Below are 17,259 nucleotides of genomic sequence, written 5' to 3' on the forward strand. Positions count from 1 at the left end.
AACAATTCCGTTAGCGAATACGCCACCAGTTGCGACCTTAACAGCTTCTCCAAGTATAGTAAATGACGGATCTGCCAAAGCAGTTGCAGCATTAACGGCTACTGATGCAGATGGGACGATAGTTACAACAGGTTATAGTGTAACGACATTGCCATTGGCAAGTCAAGGAGTATTATACTTAAATGATGGAGCAACACCAGTTACAGCAGGTACTTTATTGAGTGCAACGGATGCTGCAGGATTAACATTTATTCCAGCACCGGGCTTTACGGGTAATGCTACGTTTGCATACACAGCGACTGACAATGATGGCGCAGTTGATGCCACACCACCAGTAGTTACAATTCCAGTGACCAATACACCACCAACGACAGATGATAAAACGGCTACAACGTTGACAAAAAACGATACGGCACAAAGTCTACTTGCATTAACAGGAGCAGATACAGATGGCGCAGTAGTTGCTTATATTGTCAAAACATTACCATCAGCGGCATCGGGTAATTTATACCTAGCTGACGGAACAACAGCGGTTACATTAAACCAAGAGTTAACGCTTGCACAAGCAGCAGGATTAACATTCGCACCAAAAGCGGACTTTGCAGGGGAAACGACAAGTTTCACCGTAGCAGCTAGAGACAACGGAGGATTAGAAGATGCTTCACCAGCAACGGTAACGATTCCGTTAGCGAATACGCCACCAGTTGCGACATTAACAGCTTCTCCAAGTATAGTAAATGACGGATCTGCCAAAGCAGTTGCAGCATTAACGGCTACTGATGCAGATGGTACTATAGCAAGTTATATTGTTACAACTTTGCCATTGGCTTCGCAAGGAGTTTTATACTTAGCTGATGGAATAACACCAGTGACAACTGCAACGGTTTTAACTCCAACGCAAGCTGCAGGATTAACATTTATTCCAGCACCGGGCTTTACGGGCAATGCTACGTTTGCATACACAGCAACGGATAATGATGGAGCAGTTGATGCAACACCATCTTCAGTTACTATCCCAGTGACCAATACACCACCAACGACAAATGATATCTCAATTACTTTGTTTAAAAATGGAGTAGGGCAGACAATCTCTCCTTTTACCGGAGCAGATGCAGATGGTGCTATCAGTGGCTATTTAGTTACAAGTTTACCAAATCCATTATCTGGCGTATTAACTCTTAATGGTATTCCTATAGTGGCAGGTCAATACATAACAGTAGCTCAAAGTTCTCAGATTAAATTTACTCCAGATTTACTTTATTCATTAGATACTGCCACTTTCTTAATTGCAGCAGTTGATAATGGAGGACTAGTAGATTTGAGTCCTGCAACAATCACTTTAACATTATTAGAAAATGCAAAAATCTCATTAATAAAGACAGCTGTATTTACTGATGATAAATATAATGATGGTTTCGCGCAAGCAGGGGAAACAATTAGGTACACTTTTGAAATTAGTAATCAAGGTGATGTTCCATTATTTAATGTAATGATTACTGATTTATTACCTAATATTAAATTATACGGTTCTCCAATCCCAGTTCTTAACCCAGGAGAAGTAAATACTACAGCTTACTATGCTGATTATGCTCTAACGCAAGATGATATAAACAATGGTTCTGTAGAAAATCAAGCTATAGTTGAGGGTACATCTCCAAAAGGAGTTGTCGTAACAGATAGGTCTGATAATGCCGATAATGTAGGAGATGAACCTACCGTATTAGGTGTTACAGGTTGTGTGATTGAACCACTAACTGCTGTTTCGCCGAATGGTGATGGGGACAATGATATTTTTTATATAAGAGGTTTAGAATGTTTTCCAGATAATACAGTAGAGATTTATAATCGTTGGGGAGTTTTAGTTTTTGAACGTACAAATTATAACAATAACGATAGGGCCTTTAAAGGTGTTTCAGAAGGTAGAGTTACTGTGTCCCAAGGGGCAGAGTTGCCAGAAGGGACTTATTTTTATGTTCTAAAGTATAAAGATAGCGAGTCAAATGGACGTCAAAAAGCGGGTTACTTGTATATAAATAGATAGTAATAAAGTTCTGAGTGGTATTCATGATATCACTCAGATTTTAAAATAAAAAAGATGAAAAACAAAATAGCAACATTGATTACGTTACTTGTAACGAGTTTAAGTTTTGCACAACAAGACGCTCAGTTTACACAATATATGTACAATACGATGGCTATCAACCCTGCTTATGCTGGTTTGAGAGAGAAGATGAGCATTTTTGCTTTGCACCGAACACAGTGGGTTGGCTTGGAGGGAGCGCCAGTGACCAACAATGTCTCGATACATTCTCCAATCAATGGAGGGAATATGGGACTGGGATTATCTATTTTAAATGATAAAATAGGTCCTTCAGATGAGACAGATATTGGTGTAAATTTCTCTTACAATATTAAAACAACAGAGAATTATACCTTGTCATTCGGAATAAAAGGATCGGTTAATCTATTGAATATTGATTTTACGAAGCTGACCTATCTAAGTCCGGCAGATCAAAGTTTTGAGAATAATATTGATAATAAATTCTCTCCAAATGTAGGAGCTGGAGTTTATTACTATTCTGATAATACTTATGTTGGTTTCTCAGTTCCCAGTATATTAGAGACCAAACATTTTGATAAATATGCAAATGATGGAGCGACGAGCTATATTGCCAAAGAGAGACTGCATTATTTCTTAACAGCAGGACATGTGTTTGATCTTACAGGAGATATAAAATTCAAGCCCTCACTTTTAACCAAATTGACGCAAGGAGCTCCGCTTCAAGTAGATTTGTCTGCCAATTTTTTAATCAATGATAAATTTGTTATTGGTGGCGCTTACCGCTGGAGTGCAGCTGTAAGTGGTATGGTTGGTTTTCAGGTATCCGATTCTTGGTTTATTGGTTATGGATATGATTTAGAGACAACACGTTTGGCACATTACAATAGCGGGTCGCATGAGATATTTTTGAGATATGAATTATTCAACAAATACGATAGAATTGTATCGCCAAGATTCTTTTAAATCTAAAAAGACAAACATGAAAAAAATTATACTCAATATTATTTTAATCCTCTTTGTACAGCAGAATTTTGCGCAGAAAGCAAGCGTAGCCGCTGCCGATAAACAATATGAAAAATATGCTTATATCGAAGCCATTGCAACCTACGAGCGCGTCGCCAATAAGGGATACAAAGACGAAAAGATGTTTCAGAAACTTGGAAACGCTTACTATTTTAATGCCAACCTTGCTCAAGCCGCGCATTGGTATGGAGAATTGTTTGCAATGAACCAAGACCAGGAGGCGGAATATTGTTACCGTTATTCGCAAAGTTTAAAATCGATTGGAGAGTATACCAAAGCAGATGAAATCATTGCCCTTTATAGTAAAAAAGCAGGAACAGATCAAAGAGCAATTTTATATGCCAAGGATAAAAACTACCTCGAGGATATCGAATCTAATTCTGGAAGATTTGCGATAGAAGATGCTGGAATCAACTCAGAATATTCCGATTACGGAACTGCATTTTCAGGGAATAATTTAGTTTTTGCTTCAGCGCGAGATACTATAGGAGTTTCAAAAAAAGTATTTAAGTGGACCAACCAATCTTTTACCAATTTGTACAGCGCATCAGTACAATCAAATGGAAAACTTAGTGCACCGGAGCGTTTCAGTAAAAATATAAATTCGAAGTTTCACGAATCCACACCGATTTTTACAAAAGACGGAAGTACAATCTATTTTACACGTAATAACTATTTGGATGGTAAGAGAGGAAAAGATGCAGAACGAATTACATTGCTAAAGATTTACAAGGCGACAGCTGTAGATGGTAAATGGCAGAATGTTATAGAACTACCTTTTAACAGCGATTCCTATAGCGTTGCGCACCCTGCATTAAGCCCAGACGATACGGAATTGTATTTTGCTTCCAATATGCCTGGAACACTAGGACAATCAGATATTTTTAAAGTAACTATAAATAGTGATGGTACCTATTCTACACCCGTTAATTTAGGCAGAGCAGTCAATACAGAAGGCCGTGAAACTTTTCCCTTTATAGCCGATGATAACGAACTTTTCTTCGCTTCTGACGGTCGACCAGGTTTAGGTGGATTGGATGTTTACCATACGAAGATTGGAGAAGGTACGATACCTACTTTTGGAGAAGTAGCCAATATGAACATGCCTATAAACAGTCCGCAGGATGATTTTGGATTGTTTATCGATAGCAAAAGTAGAATAGGATTTTTTACTTCCAATCGACCAGGAGGACATGGTTATGATGATATCTATAAATTTAGCGAGATACCTTGCAAGCAAACCTTATCAGGGGTAATAAGTGATGCTGAAAGCAATGCGATCATACCCAATGCGATTGTTAATTTATATGACAAAGACCATAAACCGCTGCTGAATGTGACCACTGATGCTAATGGAAACTATGCCTTTGCCGTAGACTGCGGTCGAACTTATGTGGTAGAAGCTAAGAAAGAACATTATGAGTCGAATGAAGATATTACAATAATTCCATACCAATCGGGCACATCAACTTTGCCATTGAAATTGACAAAAGACGGATGTCATTTGATAGTGGGGACCGATTTAGCGAAATGTTTCAATATAAAGATGATTTACTTTGACCTGGATAAATCATTTATAAGAGAAGATGCTGTTGTAGAATTAGAGAAAATATTAGATGTTTTAAATCAATATCCAGCAGTTAAAATTGATATTCGATCACATACAGATTGCCGACAAACAGCAAAATACAATGAAAGTTTGTCTGACAGGAGAGCAAAATCTACGATGGCTTGGTTAGTTAAAAACGGTGTTGCGGCCAATAGATTAACAGCCAAAGGATATGGAGAAACACAATTGGTAAATGATTGTGGTTGCGAGCCAACCAATGAATCTAGTTGTACTGAGGAACAACACCAATTAAATAGAAGAAGTGAGTTTATCGTTACTGCGATTGATTAATGCTTTTTGATACTGAAACAGAAAAAGACCATTTGTGAAAATGGTCTTTTTTTTTATGTAATTGTTATTTGATAAGCTTGCTTAGCTAATAGATACAATAAGTATCATCGAAATCTAAAATTTTAAATAAAGCGAATGATTGGAATCAAAAATTTAATCCAGGAGGTTTGTTTAACAAGCTTATCAGTTCGACAATATTTTTAATCTTAAGTTTATTGAATATTTTATTTTTATGAGTGCTAACTGTCGTTAGTTGTATGCTCAATTTATTAGCTATTTCAATATTACCATCACCTTGAATTAGCAACTCAGTAATCTCTTTTTGGCGCATTGATAATTTATCAAGTGGATTTGCACTTTCTTTGTTGGTAGAATTATCAATAAGAGATTGTAGAATTGTAGGAGTTAAGTAAGAGCCTGTTTTTAATATAGTATCTACAGCTTTTGTAATTTCTTTTTTGGTACTCAGTTTGTTTAAATAACCATTGGCCCCCGCTACAATGTAAGGGCAAGCATGTGTTTCTTCATTGTATACAGAAAAAATTAGAATTTTAATATCAGGTTGAATACTCTTTAATTCGTGAATCATATCAGTATTTTTACCACCTGGAATATTAATGTCTAAGATGATTAGATCAATTTTTTTGCTTTTTAATGTTTTTAATGTTTGATTGTAATTTTCGGTAGTATAGATGTTGAACCCCTTAAATTTTTGCCCTAAAATTATCGACACTCCACTACTAACTACAACATGATCATCTACAATTAGTATTTCTTTTTGCATATATTTTGATTTTAGTGAATATGATTAAGTTTAATCATAACTGTCGTCCCCTCATTTTTTTTACTAGAAAAAGAAATTTCTCCTCGTATAATTACTAATAATTCTAATACAAGGTGCAAACCAATACCATAAGTACTTAGAATTAATTTCTCTGGGTCGCGGTTATTAAAAAGATTTGTATAATAATCTATGATGTCTTGATTCATACCAATTCCTGTATCCTTAATACAGAAAATAATTTTACCTTCATTCGCTTCTGCTCCAATTTTCACAGTTCCATTATGGGTATTTTTTATAGCATTATCTAGTAAGTTATGTATAATGATAGAAAGAATTCTAATGTTTACTTTTGAAATTAAATTTTCATCTGTAGTATTAATTATTTCAACATCATTGTTACGAGCAATGTATTCAAAAAATGTTTTCTTATTCTCAATTAAGTTGTGTACCGAATATGATTTTTGGACATATTGCTTATCCTCGATGTATATTTTTGAATATTGAATTAAGGTTTTCGTAAATTGATAAAGTTGCGAAGATGATTTATGAATTGATGTCGCATATTTATGTAAAATAGGATCTTCTTTTTTCTTAGTTTCACTAGATAAATGCTTTGCAATTAATTGAATGTATTTTAAAGGACTTCTGATGTCATGACTGATGGTTCCAATGATTTTTTTGTGCTGTATAATTTCTGTCGAAAGACTCTCCTTTGTTTTCTCTAAATCATTAATAATATTCTGCAAATGTTTTTTCTGAATGCTTAATTTCTGTTTTGATATTAAGATTTTTTTAATAGTTCCATTGTAGTATAATGAAATGGAACCAATTATAAACATAATTAAAAGTCCATTTATAAAAAATAAATACTTTTTTGTTTGGCGTGTCCCATCTCCTAGTGATTGCGAAAAAGAATCCTGATTTATGCTAATCTCATTGCTTATTGCATGAATATCGGTGAGTATTTTTTCTGAATTATAGCTTTCATTATTATCAATTTGCTGATGAATTTCTAATCCCAATTGGTAAAGTTCTCTGTTTAACCTATCTCCATTCTCCCACTCACCAATTGATTTTTTTAGGAATGGTAACGATTGAAAATTCTGAAATAGCCAAATCATATCATTTAAATCATCCTCTGAATTCTCTCCTGCCAAAAATCCTTTTTTAATAATCGTAATGTCTTTACCATTTTGCATTGCGAGTCTAGCAGTCTCATCACCTTGCGGTACTGATAGATGCTTTTTAAATAATTGCCAGTATTCTTCTTCTGTTGTAAATAAATAGGTGATTAAATTTCGAACTGCTTTATTATGGCCCTTTGAATAATGTGACTCACCGCTTATATAAGCTCTTGTAGCTGACAAAGTTTTGAGAGTGTAATAATTGGTCACTATCAACATTGCACAAGAGAATAATATTGTGATAATTAAATGTTTAGACTCTGTTTCTTTAATGTTTTTGTAGATCGAAATATATTTTTTTTTCATCAAAGAAGGATTAATTTAAATCAGATTTTGAAATTACAAACCATAGATTTTTTAAAATTAGACGTACTACTTTTTAATAAATAATAAGAGGATTATCTCAAATATAACATTTTTTTATCAAATAATTCTAAATTATATGTAGGAATTAATCTAGTACCCCCTCGAAATTTTACGATAATAATATCGTTTTATATTTAGGTATTTGTAGTATTTTGTTTAGTATAAATTCTAAATATTGTTTTAAAGTTATGTTAATTTTGATTTAAAACACAAAGGTACATAAGGTCGAAGTACGATAAGTTTTGCAGTATAAATTGCAGAAATCCGGCCAGTATGCTTCTAGGGTAACCATTAAATCTATTGATTATGTCAAAAAAATACAATCATTCTAAAAAAGGAATTACTAAAAGAATCATTAGAATGAAGATGCAGTTATGCTATGTAATAATGCTTTTCGCTGCAATTTTATCTGCGCCACGTATTTATGCACAGTGTAACTCAGATGCGCCAGTTCCTTTCACAAATAGCAATTTTGACGATTTATCGGTTACTTCTGTATCTTCGGGTGTTTGTACATCTTTATTAGGTTGTAGCATAGATAATGCAAATCGCTTGATAGATCCTTCTACGACTAATTATGCGACCGCAGATTTTGGAGCGGTCAGCGTATTAGCCACTCATACACTCACGATAACAGATGGTAATACCGTTTATGCAGCGGGTACTTATGCTGGATTTAAAATCCAGAGCTCAAACTTGGTCAGCCTACTAGGTGGGATTAAAATTAAATTATATAATGGTAACACATTAACGAATACCTTTGAAACTGCAGGTTTATTATCACTTTTGGACGGCGGTAATTATATATTGGGTGGAAATGCTACTATGCCCTTTAATAAAATTAGTATTGAATTAAGTACTGCACTTACAAGTGGAGCAACAAATATTTTTCACGCAGTAATAAGAGAATATTGTGCGGGACCCACATTGGACTGTAATGAAAGCACGGTAATGAGTTTACCCAACTTTCCTGTAATTATCGATGCCGCAAATACTGGAATATCTGGTATAAGTGTTGGTAGCGTATCCAACGCAAATAATGCAGTTAGTGCTAGCACATCAGATTTTGCTTCTATAAACTTAACAGTTGGATTACTAGCTACGGGAAATATTGCTATTAAAGATCAAATCACAGATTACCCTGCTGGAACATTTGCGGGATTCGAAATTGAAAACACAAATTTACTAAGCATTGGAGCACTAGGTAATGTTGTTGTAGCTACCTATTTAAATGGAATTTATCAAGAACAATTTTCAGGAAGTAATCTTCTAGTTGGTACTTCATTATTAAATGCTACAGGTCGAAATAAAATTGGATTTATCACTACCAAAGACTTTGATGAAGTTAAGTTTACGATCAATCAGGCTTTAAATGTCTCTTTAGGAACTACTCGAATTTACAGTGCGATCTTTCAGAAATTTTGTGTTGGTCCAGATTTGTCATGTAATGTAAAAACAGCCATGACGTCGCCAGAGTATCCTGTTTTTGTGAATTCAGTAAATTCTGGAATTAATGGAGTTGCATGTTTGCTTTGTGATATAAGTGGTCAGGACAATTTGGTAGATGCAGATCCAACAAATTTTGCCTCTGTAAATTTAGCCGTGGGGGTGGGGACAAGTGCTAGTCTTTCTGTAAAGGATCAAATAACCGATTATCCAGCAGGTACGTTTGCAGGCTATGCTATTGAAAACCCTTCATTATTAAATGTAAATGCATTAGACGCGGTTACTGTAAATACATATTTAAATGGTATTTTACAAGATAGTGAGTCGGGAGGTGGAGCTTTAATCTCTGTAGGGACAGGCTTATTAGTCGGGACTAGTAAACAAACAATAGGATTTGTTACTTCAAAAGATTTTGATGAAGTTCAGATTGTTTTTCAAAATTTAGCTAGCGTAAATCTTGGAACAGTAAATGTTTACAATGCTATTTTTCAGAAATTATGTGCTCCAGTTGTTGCCTGTAATACTTCATATGAATTATCAAATCCAGATTTCCCTGTTGTTATCAATCGAAGTAATTCAGGTATTGATGGCTTAGCTTGTGTCGCATGTGCCGTCAATGATACTGATAATTTATTAACTTCAAGTAATACCGATTTTGCAACCATAACTTTAACGGCGGCGGTTTCTTCTAGTGGTTCTGTTTCGGTAAAAGATCAGTTGTTCACATATCCAAAAGGTACATTTGCAGGTTTTAAAATATTTGACAATAATACTTTGTTACAGTTAAATTTGTTTCAATCATTAACAATAAGTTTATATAATGACGGTGTATTTCAAGAATCAAAATCGGGTAATAGTCTGATCGATTTAGGACTACTAGGAGGCGTAATTCTTGGCTCAGGACCTGGAGGTTATAATGTAGGTTTTATTGCTGATTCTCCCTTTGACGAAATAAGATTATCAGTAAATTCACTTGCTAGTGTAATAAATACGATCAATGTATATGGTGCATTTGTAAATACCGCTAATAGCAATGATGGAGGAACAGGTAATCTACAATGCAATTCATCTATTACACTTACAAAAGAGGGTGTTTATACTGATGAAAATGGAGATGGTATTACCAATGCTGGAGATAAAATCAATTATACTTTTGGAATTAATAATACTGGTGCTGTTGATCTCACAAATGTTACATTGACAGATGATAATGCAACAGTAGTAGGAACTCCAATAGGTGTTTTGGCAGCTGGAACTAGTAATACAACTTCATATTCTGCAAACTACACTATTACTCAAGCTGACGTTGATGCTGGAGTAGTTTACAATTTAGCAACAGTTAATGCTGCAACACCTTTTGGAGGAGTTATTACAGCGACATCGACAGATCCGACTCCATGTGTTACTTGTCCAATAAATCCAGTTTGCCCTACATGTACAGCAACGCCGCTGAGTCAAGATCCTGCAATAGCTTTCGTAAAAACAGCAGTTTACAACGGAGACCCAACTAAAGCCAAAGTAGGAGATATAATCACTTATACTTTTACAGTAACCAATACTGGAAATGTATCCGTAAACAACATTGTAATCAACGATGCAAAATTGGGTGCAACCAATGTAGCTTTAGCACCAAGCGTATTAGCACCAACAGAAGTTGGAGTTGCAACAAGAAGTTACACGATCACCCAAGCCGACCTTAATTTAGGACATGTGACCAATACCGCCATTGCCACAGGTCAAGATGGCGATGGTAATACGGTAGAAGACATATCGGGAACTGCAGTGGATAATGACGACAGTACGATCACAACAATTCCGACCGATGGTAAATTAGCCTTTGTAAAAACAGCAGTTTACAACGGAGACCCAACCAAAGCCAAAGTAGGAGATATAATCACTTATACTTTTACAGTAACCAATACTGGAAATGTATCTGTAAACAACATTGTAATCAACGATGCAAAACTGGGCGCAACCAATGTAGCCTTAGCGCCAAGCACATTAGCACCAACAGAAGTTGGAGTTGCAACAAGAAGCTACACGATCACCCAAGCCGACCTGAACTTAGGACATGTGACCAATACCGCAATTGCAACAGGACAAGATGGCGATGGTAATACGGTAGAAGACATATCTGGAACTGCAGTGGATAATGACGACAGTACGATCACAACAATTCCAACCGACGGTAAATTAGCCTTTGTGAAAACAGCAGTTTACAACGGAGACCCAACCAAGGCCAAAGTAGGAGATGTAATCACTTATACTTTTACAGTAACCAATACTGGAAATGTATCTGTAAACAACATTGTAATCAACGATGCAAAACTGGGCGCAACCAATGTAGCCTTAGCGCCAAGCACATTAGCACCAACAGAAGTTGGAGTTGCAACAAGAAGTTATACCATCACCCAAGCCGACCTTAATTTAGGACAAGTAACCAATACCGCAATTGCTACAGGTCAAGATGGCGATGGTAATACGGTAGAAGACATATCTGGAACTGCAGTGGATAATGACGACAGTACGATCACAACGATTCCGACCGATGGTAAATTAGCCTTTGTAAAAACAGCCGTTTACAACGGAGACCCAACCAAGGCCAAAGTAGGAGATGTTATCACTTATACTTTTACAGTAACCAATACTGGAAATGTATCTGTAAACAACATTGTAATCAACGATGCAAAACTGGGCGCAACCAATGTAGCCTTAGCGCCAAGCACGTTAGCACCAACAGAAGTTGGAGTTGCAACAAGAAGCTACACGATCACCCAAGCCGACCTTAACTTAGGACATGTAACCAATACCGCAATTGCTACAGGTCAAGATGGCGATGGTAATACGGTAGAAGACATATCGGGAACTGCAGTGGATAATGACGACAGTACGGTCACAACGATTCCAACCGATGGTAAATTGGACTTTGTAAAAACAGCCGTTTACAACGGAGACCCTACCAAGGCCAAAGTAGGAGATGTAATCACTTATACTTTTACGGTAACCAATACTGGAAATGTATCTGTAAACAACATTGTGATCAATGATGCAAAATTAGGCGCAACCAATGTAGCTTTAGCACCAAGCGTATTAGCACCAACAGAAGTTGGAGTTGCAACAAGAAGCTACACGATCACCCAAGCGGACCTTAACTTAGGGCAGGTAACCAATACCGCAATTGCTACAGGTCAAGATGGCGATGGTAATACGGTAGAGGACATATCGGGAACTGCAGTGGATAACGACGACAGTACGATCACAACAATTCCGACCGATGGTAAATTAGCCTTTGTAAAAACAGCCGTTTATAACGGAGACTCAACTAAAGCCAAAGTAGGAGATGTAATCACTTATACTTTTACGGTAACCAATACCGGAAATGTATCTGTAAACAACATTGTAATTAATGATGCAAAACTGGGTGCAACCAATGTAGCATTAACGCCAAGCGTATTAGCACCAACAGAAGTTGGAGTTGCAACAAGAAGCTATACCATCACCCAAGCCGATCTTAATTTAGGACATGTGACCAATACCGCAATTGCAACAGGACAAGATGGCGATGGTAATACGGTAGAAGACATATCGGGAACTGCAGTGGATAATGACGACAGTACGGTCACAACAATTCCTACCGATGGTAAATTAGCCTTTGTAAAAACAGCCGTTTACAACGGAGACCCAACTAAAGCCAAAGTAGGAGATGTAATCACTTACACCTTTACGGTAACCAATACCGGAAATGTATCTGTAAACAACATTGTAATCAATGATGCAAAACTGGGTGCAACCAATGTAGCATTAACGCCAAGCGTATTAGCACCAACAGAAGTTGGAGTTGCAACAAGAAGCTATACCATCACCCAAGCCGATCTTAATTTAGGACATGTGACCAATACCGCAATTGCAACAGGACAAGATGGCGATGGTAATACGGTAGAAGACATATCGGGAACTGCAGTGGATAATGACGACAGTACGATCACAACAATTCCAATAGATAATAGGATTGCTCTTGTGAAAACGGCAGAGTTAGTAAGTCCAATATCCATTGGTTCAAATGTAAAATATACATTTACTGTGACTAACTTAGGTACTGGTATTATTAGTAATATTATTATATCAGACCCAATGGTTGGATTAACTCTTCCTATTTCTTCGATTCTAACTTTAAATCCAGGAGAGACCAGTAGTTCAATCGTAGGTAACTATACAATCACTCAATCTGATATTAATAGAGGACAAATAGTTAATTCAGCTGAAGCGACTGGTAAAGATTCAGCGAATAACGATGTGGCAGATATTTCTGGAACAGCGATAGGTAATGACACGCCAACGATTACACAACTGGCTCAGTCTCCTTCGATAAGCATTACTAAAGACGGTGTTTATCAAGATACAAATGGAGATGGTATAACAAATGTCGGGGATAATATTAATTATGTATTTGTAATTAGAAATACAGGTAACACAGTCTTGACCAATGTGACAGTTGAGGATAATAATGCCATAGTGAATGGTGTTGCAATACCAATTATGGAAGTTAATGCAGTTAATAGCACAGCATACACAGCAACACATGGCATAACGCAGCAAGATATGGATGCCGGTATTGTATATAATTTAGCAACGGTAACAGCTAATACGCCAGTAATTGGTACTCCTATAATAACAGCTCAGTCTACAGATCCTACAATTTGTAGTACATGTCCAGTAAATCCTAGTTGTGCATTATGTACCATGACCGAATTAACGCAGTCACCAAAAATTGCTTTAATTATGAAGGCAACATTTGCAGATGAAAATGGTGATGGATTGGCTCAGATAGGAGAATCCATATCATACACCTACACAGTTATCAATACAGGTAATGTATCCTTGTCTAATGTGTGGGTTGAAGATATTATGACAGGTCATAACAATAGCAACGGTAGTATTAATTTGGCAGTCGGTGGTTCAGATTCTAATACTTTTAAATCATCTTATGTACTTACAGAAGCTGACATTAGAAACGGTATGGTAGCCAATCAATCTAAAGTATTTGGTACGACTAGTTTAAATAATATTGTTTCAGATCTTTCTGATGATGATAGTGCATTAGAAGATGATAGGACAATTATCGAATTAAACGGTTGTAAAGTAGAACCGATGACAGCCGTTTCACCAAATGGAGACGGAGATAATGAAATGTTCTATATCAAAGGACTAGAGTGTCATCCAGACAATACATTAGAGATTTACAACAGATGGGGTGTTTTGGTATTCGAACGTACAAACTATAATAACAGTGATCGATCATTTAGAGGTGTATCAGAAGGTAGATTAACCGTATCTCAAGGTTCCGAATTACCAGAAGGTAATTATTACTACATCTTAAATTATAAAGATAATGATTCGAACATGCATCAAAAAGCGGGTTACTTGTATATAAACAGATAGTAATAAAGTTCTGAGTGGTATTCTTGATATCACTCAGATTTTAAAATAAAAAAGATGAAAAACAAAATAGCAACATTGATTACGTTACTTGTAACGAGTTTAAGTTTTGCACAACAAGATGCTCAGTTTACGCAATATATGTACAATACGATGGCTATCAACCCTGCTTATGCTGGTTTGAGAGAGAAGATGAGCATTTTTGCTTTGCACCGAACACAGTGGGTTGGCTTGGAGGGAGCGCCAGTGACCAACAATGTCTCGATACATTCTCCAATCAATGGAGGGAATATGGGATTGGGATTATCTATTTTAAATGATAAAATAGGTCCTTCAGATGAGACAGATATTGGTGTAAATTTCTCTTACAATATTAAAACAACAGAGAATTATACCTTGTCATTTGGAATAAAGGGATCTGTTAATCTATTGAACATTGATTTTACGAAGCTGACCTATCTAAGTCCGGCAGATCAAAGTTTTGAGAATAATATCGATAATAAATTCTCTCCAAATGTAGGAGCTGGAGTTTATTACTATTCTGATAATACTTATATTGGTTTCTCGGTTCCCAACATATTAGAGACCAAACATTTTGATAAATATGCAAATGATGGAGCGACCAGTTACATTGCCAAAGAGAGACTGCATTATTTCTTAACAGCAGGACATGTGTTTGATCTTACAGGAGATATAAAATTCAAACCCTCACTTTTGACCAAATTAACGCAAGGAGCTCCGCTTCAAGTAGATTTGTCTGCCAATTTTTTAATCAATGATAAATTTGTTATTGGTGGCGCTTACCGCTGGAGTGCAGCTGTAAGTGGTATGGTTGGTTTTCAGGTATCCGATTCTTGGTTTATTGGTTATGGATATGATTTAGAGACAACACGTTTGGCACATTACAATAGCGGGTCGCATGAGATATTTTTGAGATATGAATTATTCAACAAATACGATAGAATTGTATCGCCAAGATTCTTTTAAATCTAAAAAGACAAACATGAAAAAAATTATACTCAATATTATTTTAATCCTCTTTGTACAGCAGAATTTTGCGCAGAAAGCAAGTGTAGCCGCTGCCGATAAACAATATGAAAAATATGCTTATATCGAAGCCATTGCAACCTACGAGCGCGTCGCCATTAAGGGATATAAAGACGAAAAGATGTTTCAGAAACTTGGAAACGCTTACTATTTTAATGCCAACCTTGCTCAAGCCGCGCATTGGTATGGAGAATTGTTTGCAATGAACCAAGACCAGGAGGCGGAATATTGCTACCGTTATTCGCAGAGTTTAAAATCGATTGGAGAGTATACCAAAGCAGATGAAATCATTGCTCTTTATAGTAAAAAAGTAGGAACAGATCAAAGAGCAATTTTACATGCCAAGGATAAAAACTACCTCGAGGATATCGAATCTAATTCTGGAAGATTTGCGATAGAAGATGCTGGAATCAACTCAGAATATTCCGATTACGGAACTGCATTTTCAGGGAATAATTTAGTTTTTGCTTCAGCGCGAGATACTATAGGAGTTTCAAAAAAAGTATTTAAGTGGACCAACCAATCATTTACCAATTTGTACAGCGCATCAGTACAATCAAATGGAAAACTTAGCGCACCGGAGCGCTTCAGTAAAAATATAAATTCGAAGTTTCACGAATCCACACCGATTTTCACAAAAGATGGTAGTACAATGTATTTTACACGTAATAACTATTTGGATGGTAAGAGAGGAAAAGATGCAGAACGAATTACATTGCTAAAGATTTACAAAGCGACAGCTGTAGATGGTAAATGGCAGAATGTTATAGAATTACCTTTTAACAGCGATTCCTATAGCGTTGCGCACCCTGCATTAAGCCCAGACGATACGGAATTATATTTTGCTTCCAATATGCCTGGAACACTAGGACAATCAGATATTTTTAAAGTAACTATAAATAGTGATGGTACCTATTCTACACCCGTGAATTTAGGCAGAGCAGTCAATACAGAAGGCCGTGAAACTTTTCCATTTATAGCCGATGATAACGAACTTTTCTTCGCTTCTGACGGTCGACCAGGTTTAGGTGGATTGGATGTTTACCATACGAAGATTGGAGAAGGTACGATACCTACTTTTGGAGAAGTAGCCAATATGAACATGCCTATAAACAGTCCGCAGGATGATTTTGGATTGTTTATCGATAGCAAAAGTAGAATAGGATTTTTTACTTCTAATCGACCAGGAGGACATGGTTATGATGATATCTATAAATTTAGCGAGATACTTTGCAAGCAAACCTTATCAGGGGTAATAAGTGATGCTGAAAGCAATGCGATCATACCCAATGCAATTGTTAATTTATATGACAAAGACCATAAACCGCTGCTGAATGTGACCACTGATGCTAATGGAAATTATTCCTTTACCGTAGACTGCGGTCGAACTTATGTGGTAGAAGCTAAGAAAGAACATTATGATTCGAATGAAGATATTACAATAATTCCAAACCAATCGGGCACATCAACCTTGCCACTGAAATTGACAAAAGACGGATGTCATTTGGTAGTGGGGACCGATTTAGCGAAATGTTTCAATATAAAGATGATTTACTTTGACCTGGATAAATCATTTATAAGAGAAGATGCTGTTGTAGAATTAGAGAAAATATTAGATGTTTTAAACCAACATCCAGCAGTTAAAATTGATATTCGATCACATACAGATTGCCGACAAACAGCAAAATACAATGAAAGTTTGTCTGATAGGAGAGCAAAATCTACGATGGCTTGGTTAGTTAAAAATGGTGTTGCGGCCAGTAGATTAACAGCAAAAGGATATGGTGAAAAACAATTGATAAATGATTGTGGTTGCGAGCCAACCAATGAATCTAGTTGTACTGAGGAACAACACCAATTAAATAGAAGAAGTGAGTTTATCGTTACTGCGATTGATTAATACTTTTTGATACTGAAACAGAAAAAGACCATTTGTGAAAATGGTCTTTTTCTATATTTTATCAATCGCTATTACAACTAAAGTAGAAATTTAAATAACAAAGATTTTTAA

General features: G+C 36.1%; 8 protein-coding genes. 6 read left to right on the forward strand and 2 right to left on the reverse strand.

Annotation, left to right across the window (positions count from 1 at the left end):
• From LXH21_RS16415 to LXH21_RS16425, 3 genes are all read left to right on the forward strand, one after another.
• A partial coding sequence (locus tag LXH21_RS16415) for a gliding motility-associated C-terminal domain-containing protein (RefSeq protein ID WP_239868458.1) occupies positions 1 to 2,041 on the forward strand: 2,041 nt, incomplete at its 5' end.
• A 54-nt stretch (positions 2,042 to 2,095) separates the two neighbouring features.
• Positions 2,096 to 3,025 carry a PorP/SprF family type IX secretion system membrane protein gene (locus LXH21_RS16420; RefSeq protein WP_239868461.1) on the forward strand — a complete coding sequence of 310 codons (930 nt, stop codon included), beginning with the start codon at positions 2,096 to 2,098 and terminating at the stop codon, positions 3,023 to 3,025.
• Positions 3,026 to 3,041: 16 nt separating this feature from the next.
• On the forward strand, positions 3,042 to 4,985 hold the full coding sequence (locus LXH21_RS16425; RefSeq protein WP_239868464.1) for an OmpA family protein: 1,944 nt from the start codon (positions 3,042 to 3,044) through the stop codon (positions 4,983 to 4,985).
• A gap of 145 nt (positions 4,986 to 5,130) precedes the next feature.
• Here LXH21_RS16425 and LXH21_RS16430 read toward each other — a convergent pair whose 3' ends face one another.
• The gene (locus LXH21_RS16430; protein WP_239868467.1) at positions 5,131 to 5,769 is read right to left on the reverse strand and encodes a response regulator; all 639 of its coding nucleotides are present in this window, start codon (positions 5,767 to 5,769) and stop codon (positions 5,131 to 5,133) included.
• Positions 5,770 to 5,780: 11 nt separating this feature from the next.
• Positions 5,781 to 7,259, reverse strand: coding sequence for a sensor histidine kinase (locus tag LXH21_RS16435; protein WP_239868471.1), 1,479 nt, complete (start codon positions 7,257 to 7,259; stop codon positions 5,781 to 5,783).
• 366 nt (positions 7,260 to 7,625) lie between these two features.
• Here LXH21_RS16435 and LXH21_RS16440 point away from each other — a divergent pair, with 366 nt between their 5' ends.
• Genes LXH21_RS16440 through LXH21_RS16450 form a run of 3 tightly spaced genes read left to right on the forward strand, consistent with a single transcriptional unit; the run spans position 7,626 to position 17,148 of the window.
• Positions 7,626 to 14,204, forward strand: coding sequence for a DUF7507 domain-containing protein (locus tag LXH21_RS16440; protein ID WP_239868474.1), 6,579 nt, complete (start codon positions 7,626 to 7,628; stop codon positions 14,202 to 14,204).
• 54 nt (positions 14,205 to 14,258) lie between these two features.
• Positions 14,259 to 15,188, forward strand: a complete 930-nt coding sequence (locus LXH21_RS16445) for a PorP/SprF family type IX secretion system membrane protein (protein ID WP_239868476.1) — start codon at positions 14,259 to 14,261, stop codon at positions 15,186 to 15,188.
• Positions 15,189 to 15,204: 16 nt separating this feature from the next.
• The gene (locus LXH21_RS16450) at positions 15,205 to 17,148 is read left to right on the forward strand and encodes an OmpA family protein (RefSeq protein ID WP_239868479.1); all 1,944 of its coding nucleotides are present in this window, start codon (positions 15,205 to 15,207) and stop codon (positions 17,146 to 17,148) included.
• The last annotated feature ends 111 nt before the right edge of the window (positions 17,149 to 17,259 follow it).

This window comes from Flavobacterium algicola, from assembly GCF_022399565.1.
Taxonomy (GTDB): domain Bacteria; phylum Bacteroidota; class Bacteroidia; order Flavobacteriales; family Flavobacteriaceae; genus Flavobacterium; species Flavobacterium algicola.

Bases quoted from the DNA above. Each gene is read 5' to 3' on its own strand.
- LXH21_RS16420 (WP_239868461.1), top strand. From the start codon at position 2,096: ATGAAAAACAAAATAGCAACATTGATTACGTTACTTGTAACGAGTTTA.
- LXH21_RS16425 (WP_239868464.1), top strand. From the start codon at position 3,042: ATGAAAAAAATTATACTCAATATTATTTTAATCCTCTTTGTACAGCAG.
- LXH21_RS16430 (WP_239868467.1), bottom strand. From the start codon at position 5,769: ATGCAAAAAGAAATACTAATTGTAGATGATCATGTTGTAGTTAGTAGT.
- LXH21_RS16435 (WP_239868471.1), bottom strand. From the start codon at position 7,259: ATGAAAAAAAAATATATTTCGATCTACAAAAACATTAAAGAAACAGAG.
- LXH21_RS16440 (WP_239868474.1), top strand. From the start codon at position 7,626: ATGTCAAAAAAATACAATCATTCTAAAAAAGGAATTACTAAAAGAATC.
- LXH21_RS16445 (WP_239868476.1), top strand. From the start codon at position 14,259: ATGAAAAACAAAATAGCAACATTGATTACGTTACTTGTAACGAGTTTA.
- LXH21_RS16450 (WP_239868479.1), top strand. From the start codon at position 15,205: ATGAAAAAAATTATACTCAATATTATTTTAATCCTCTTTGTACAGCAG.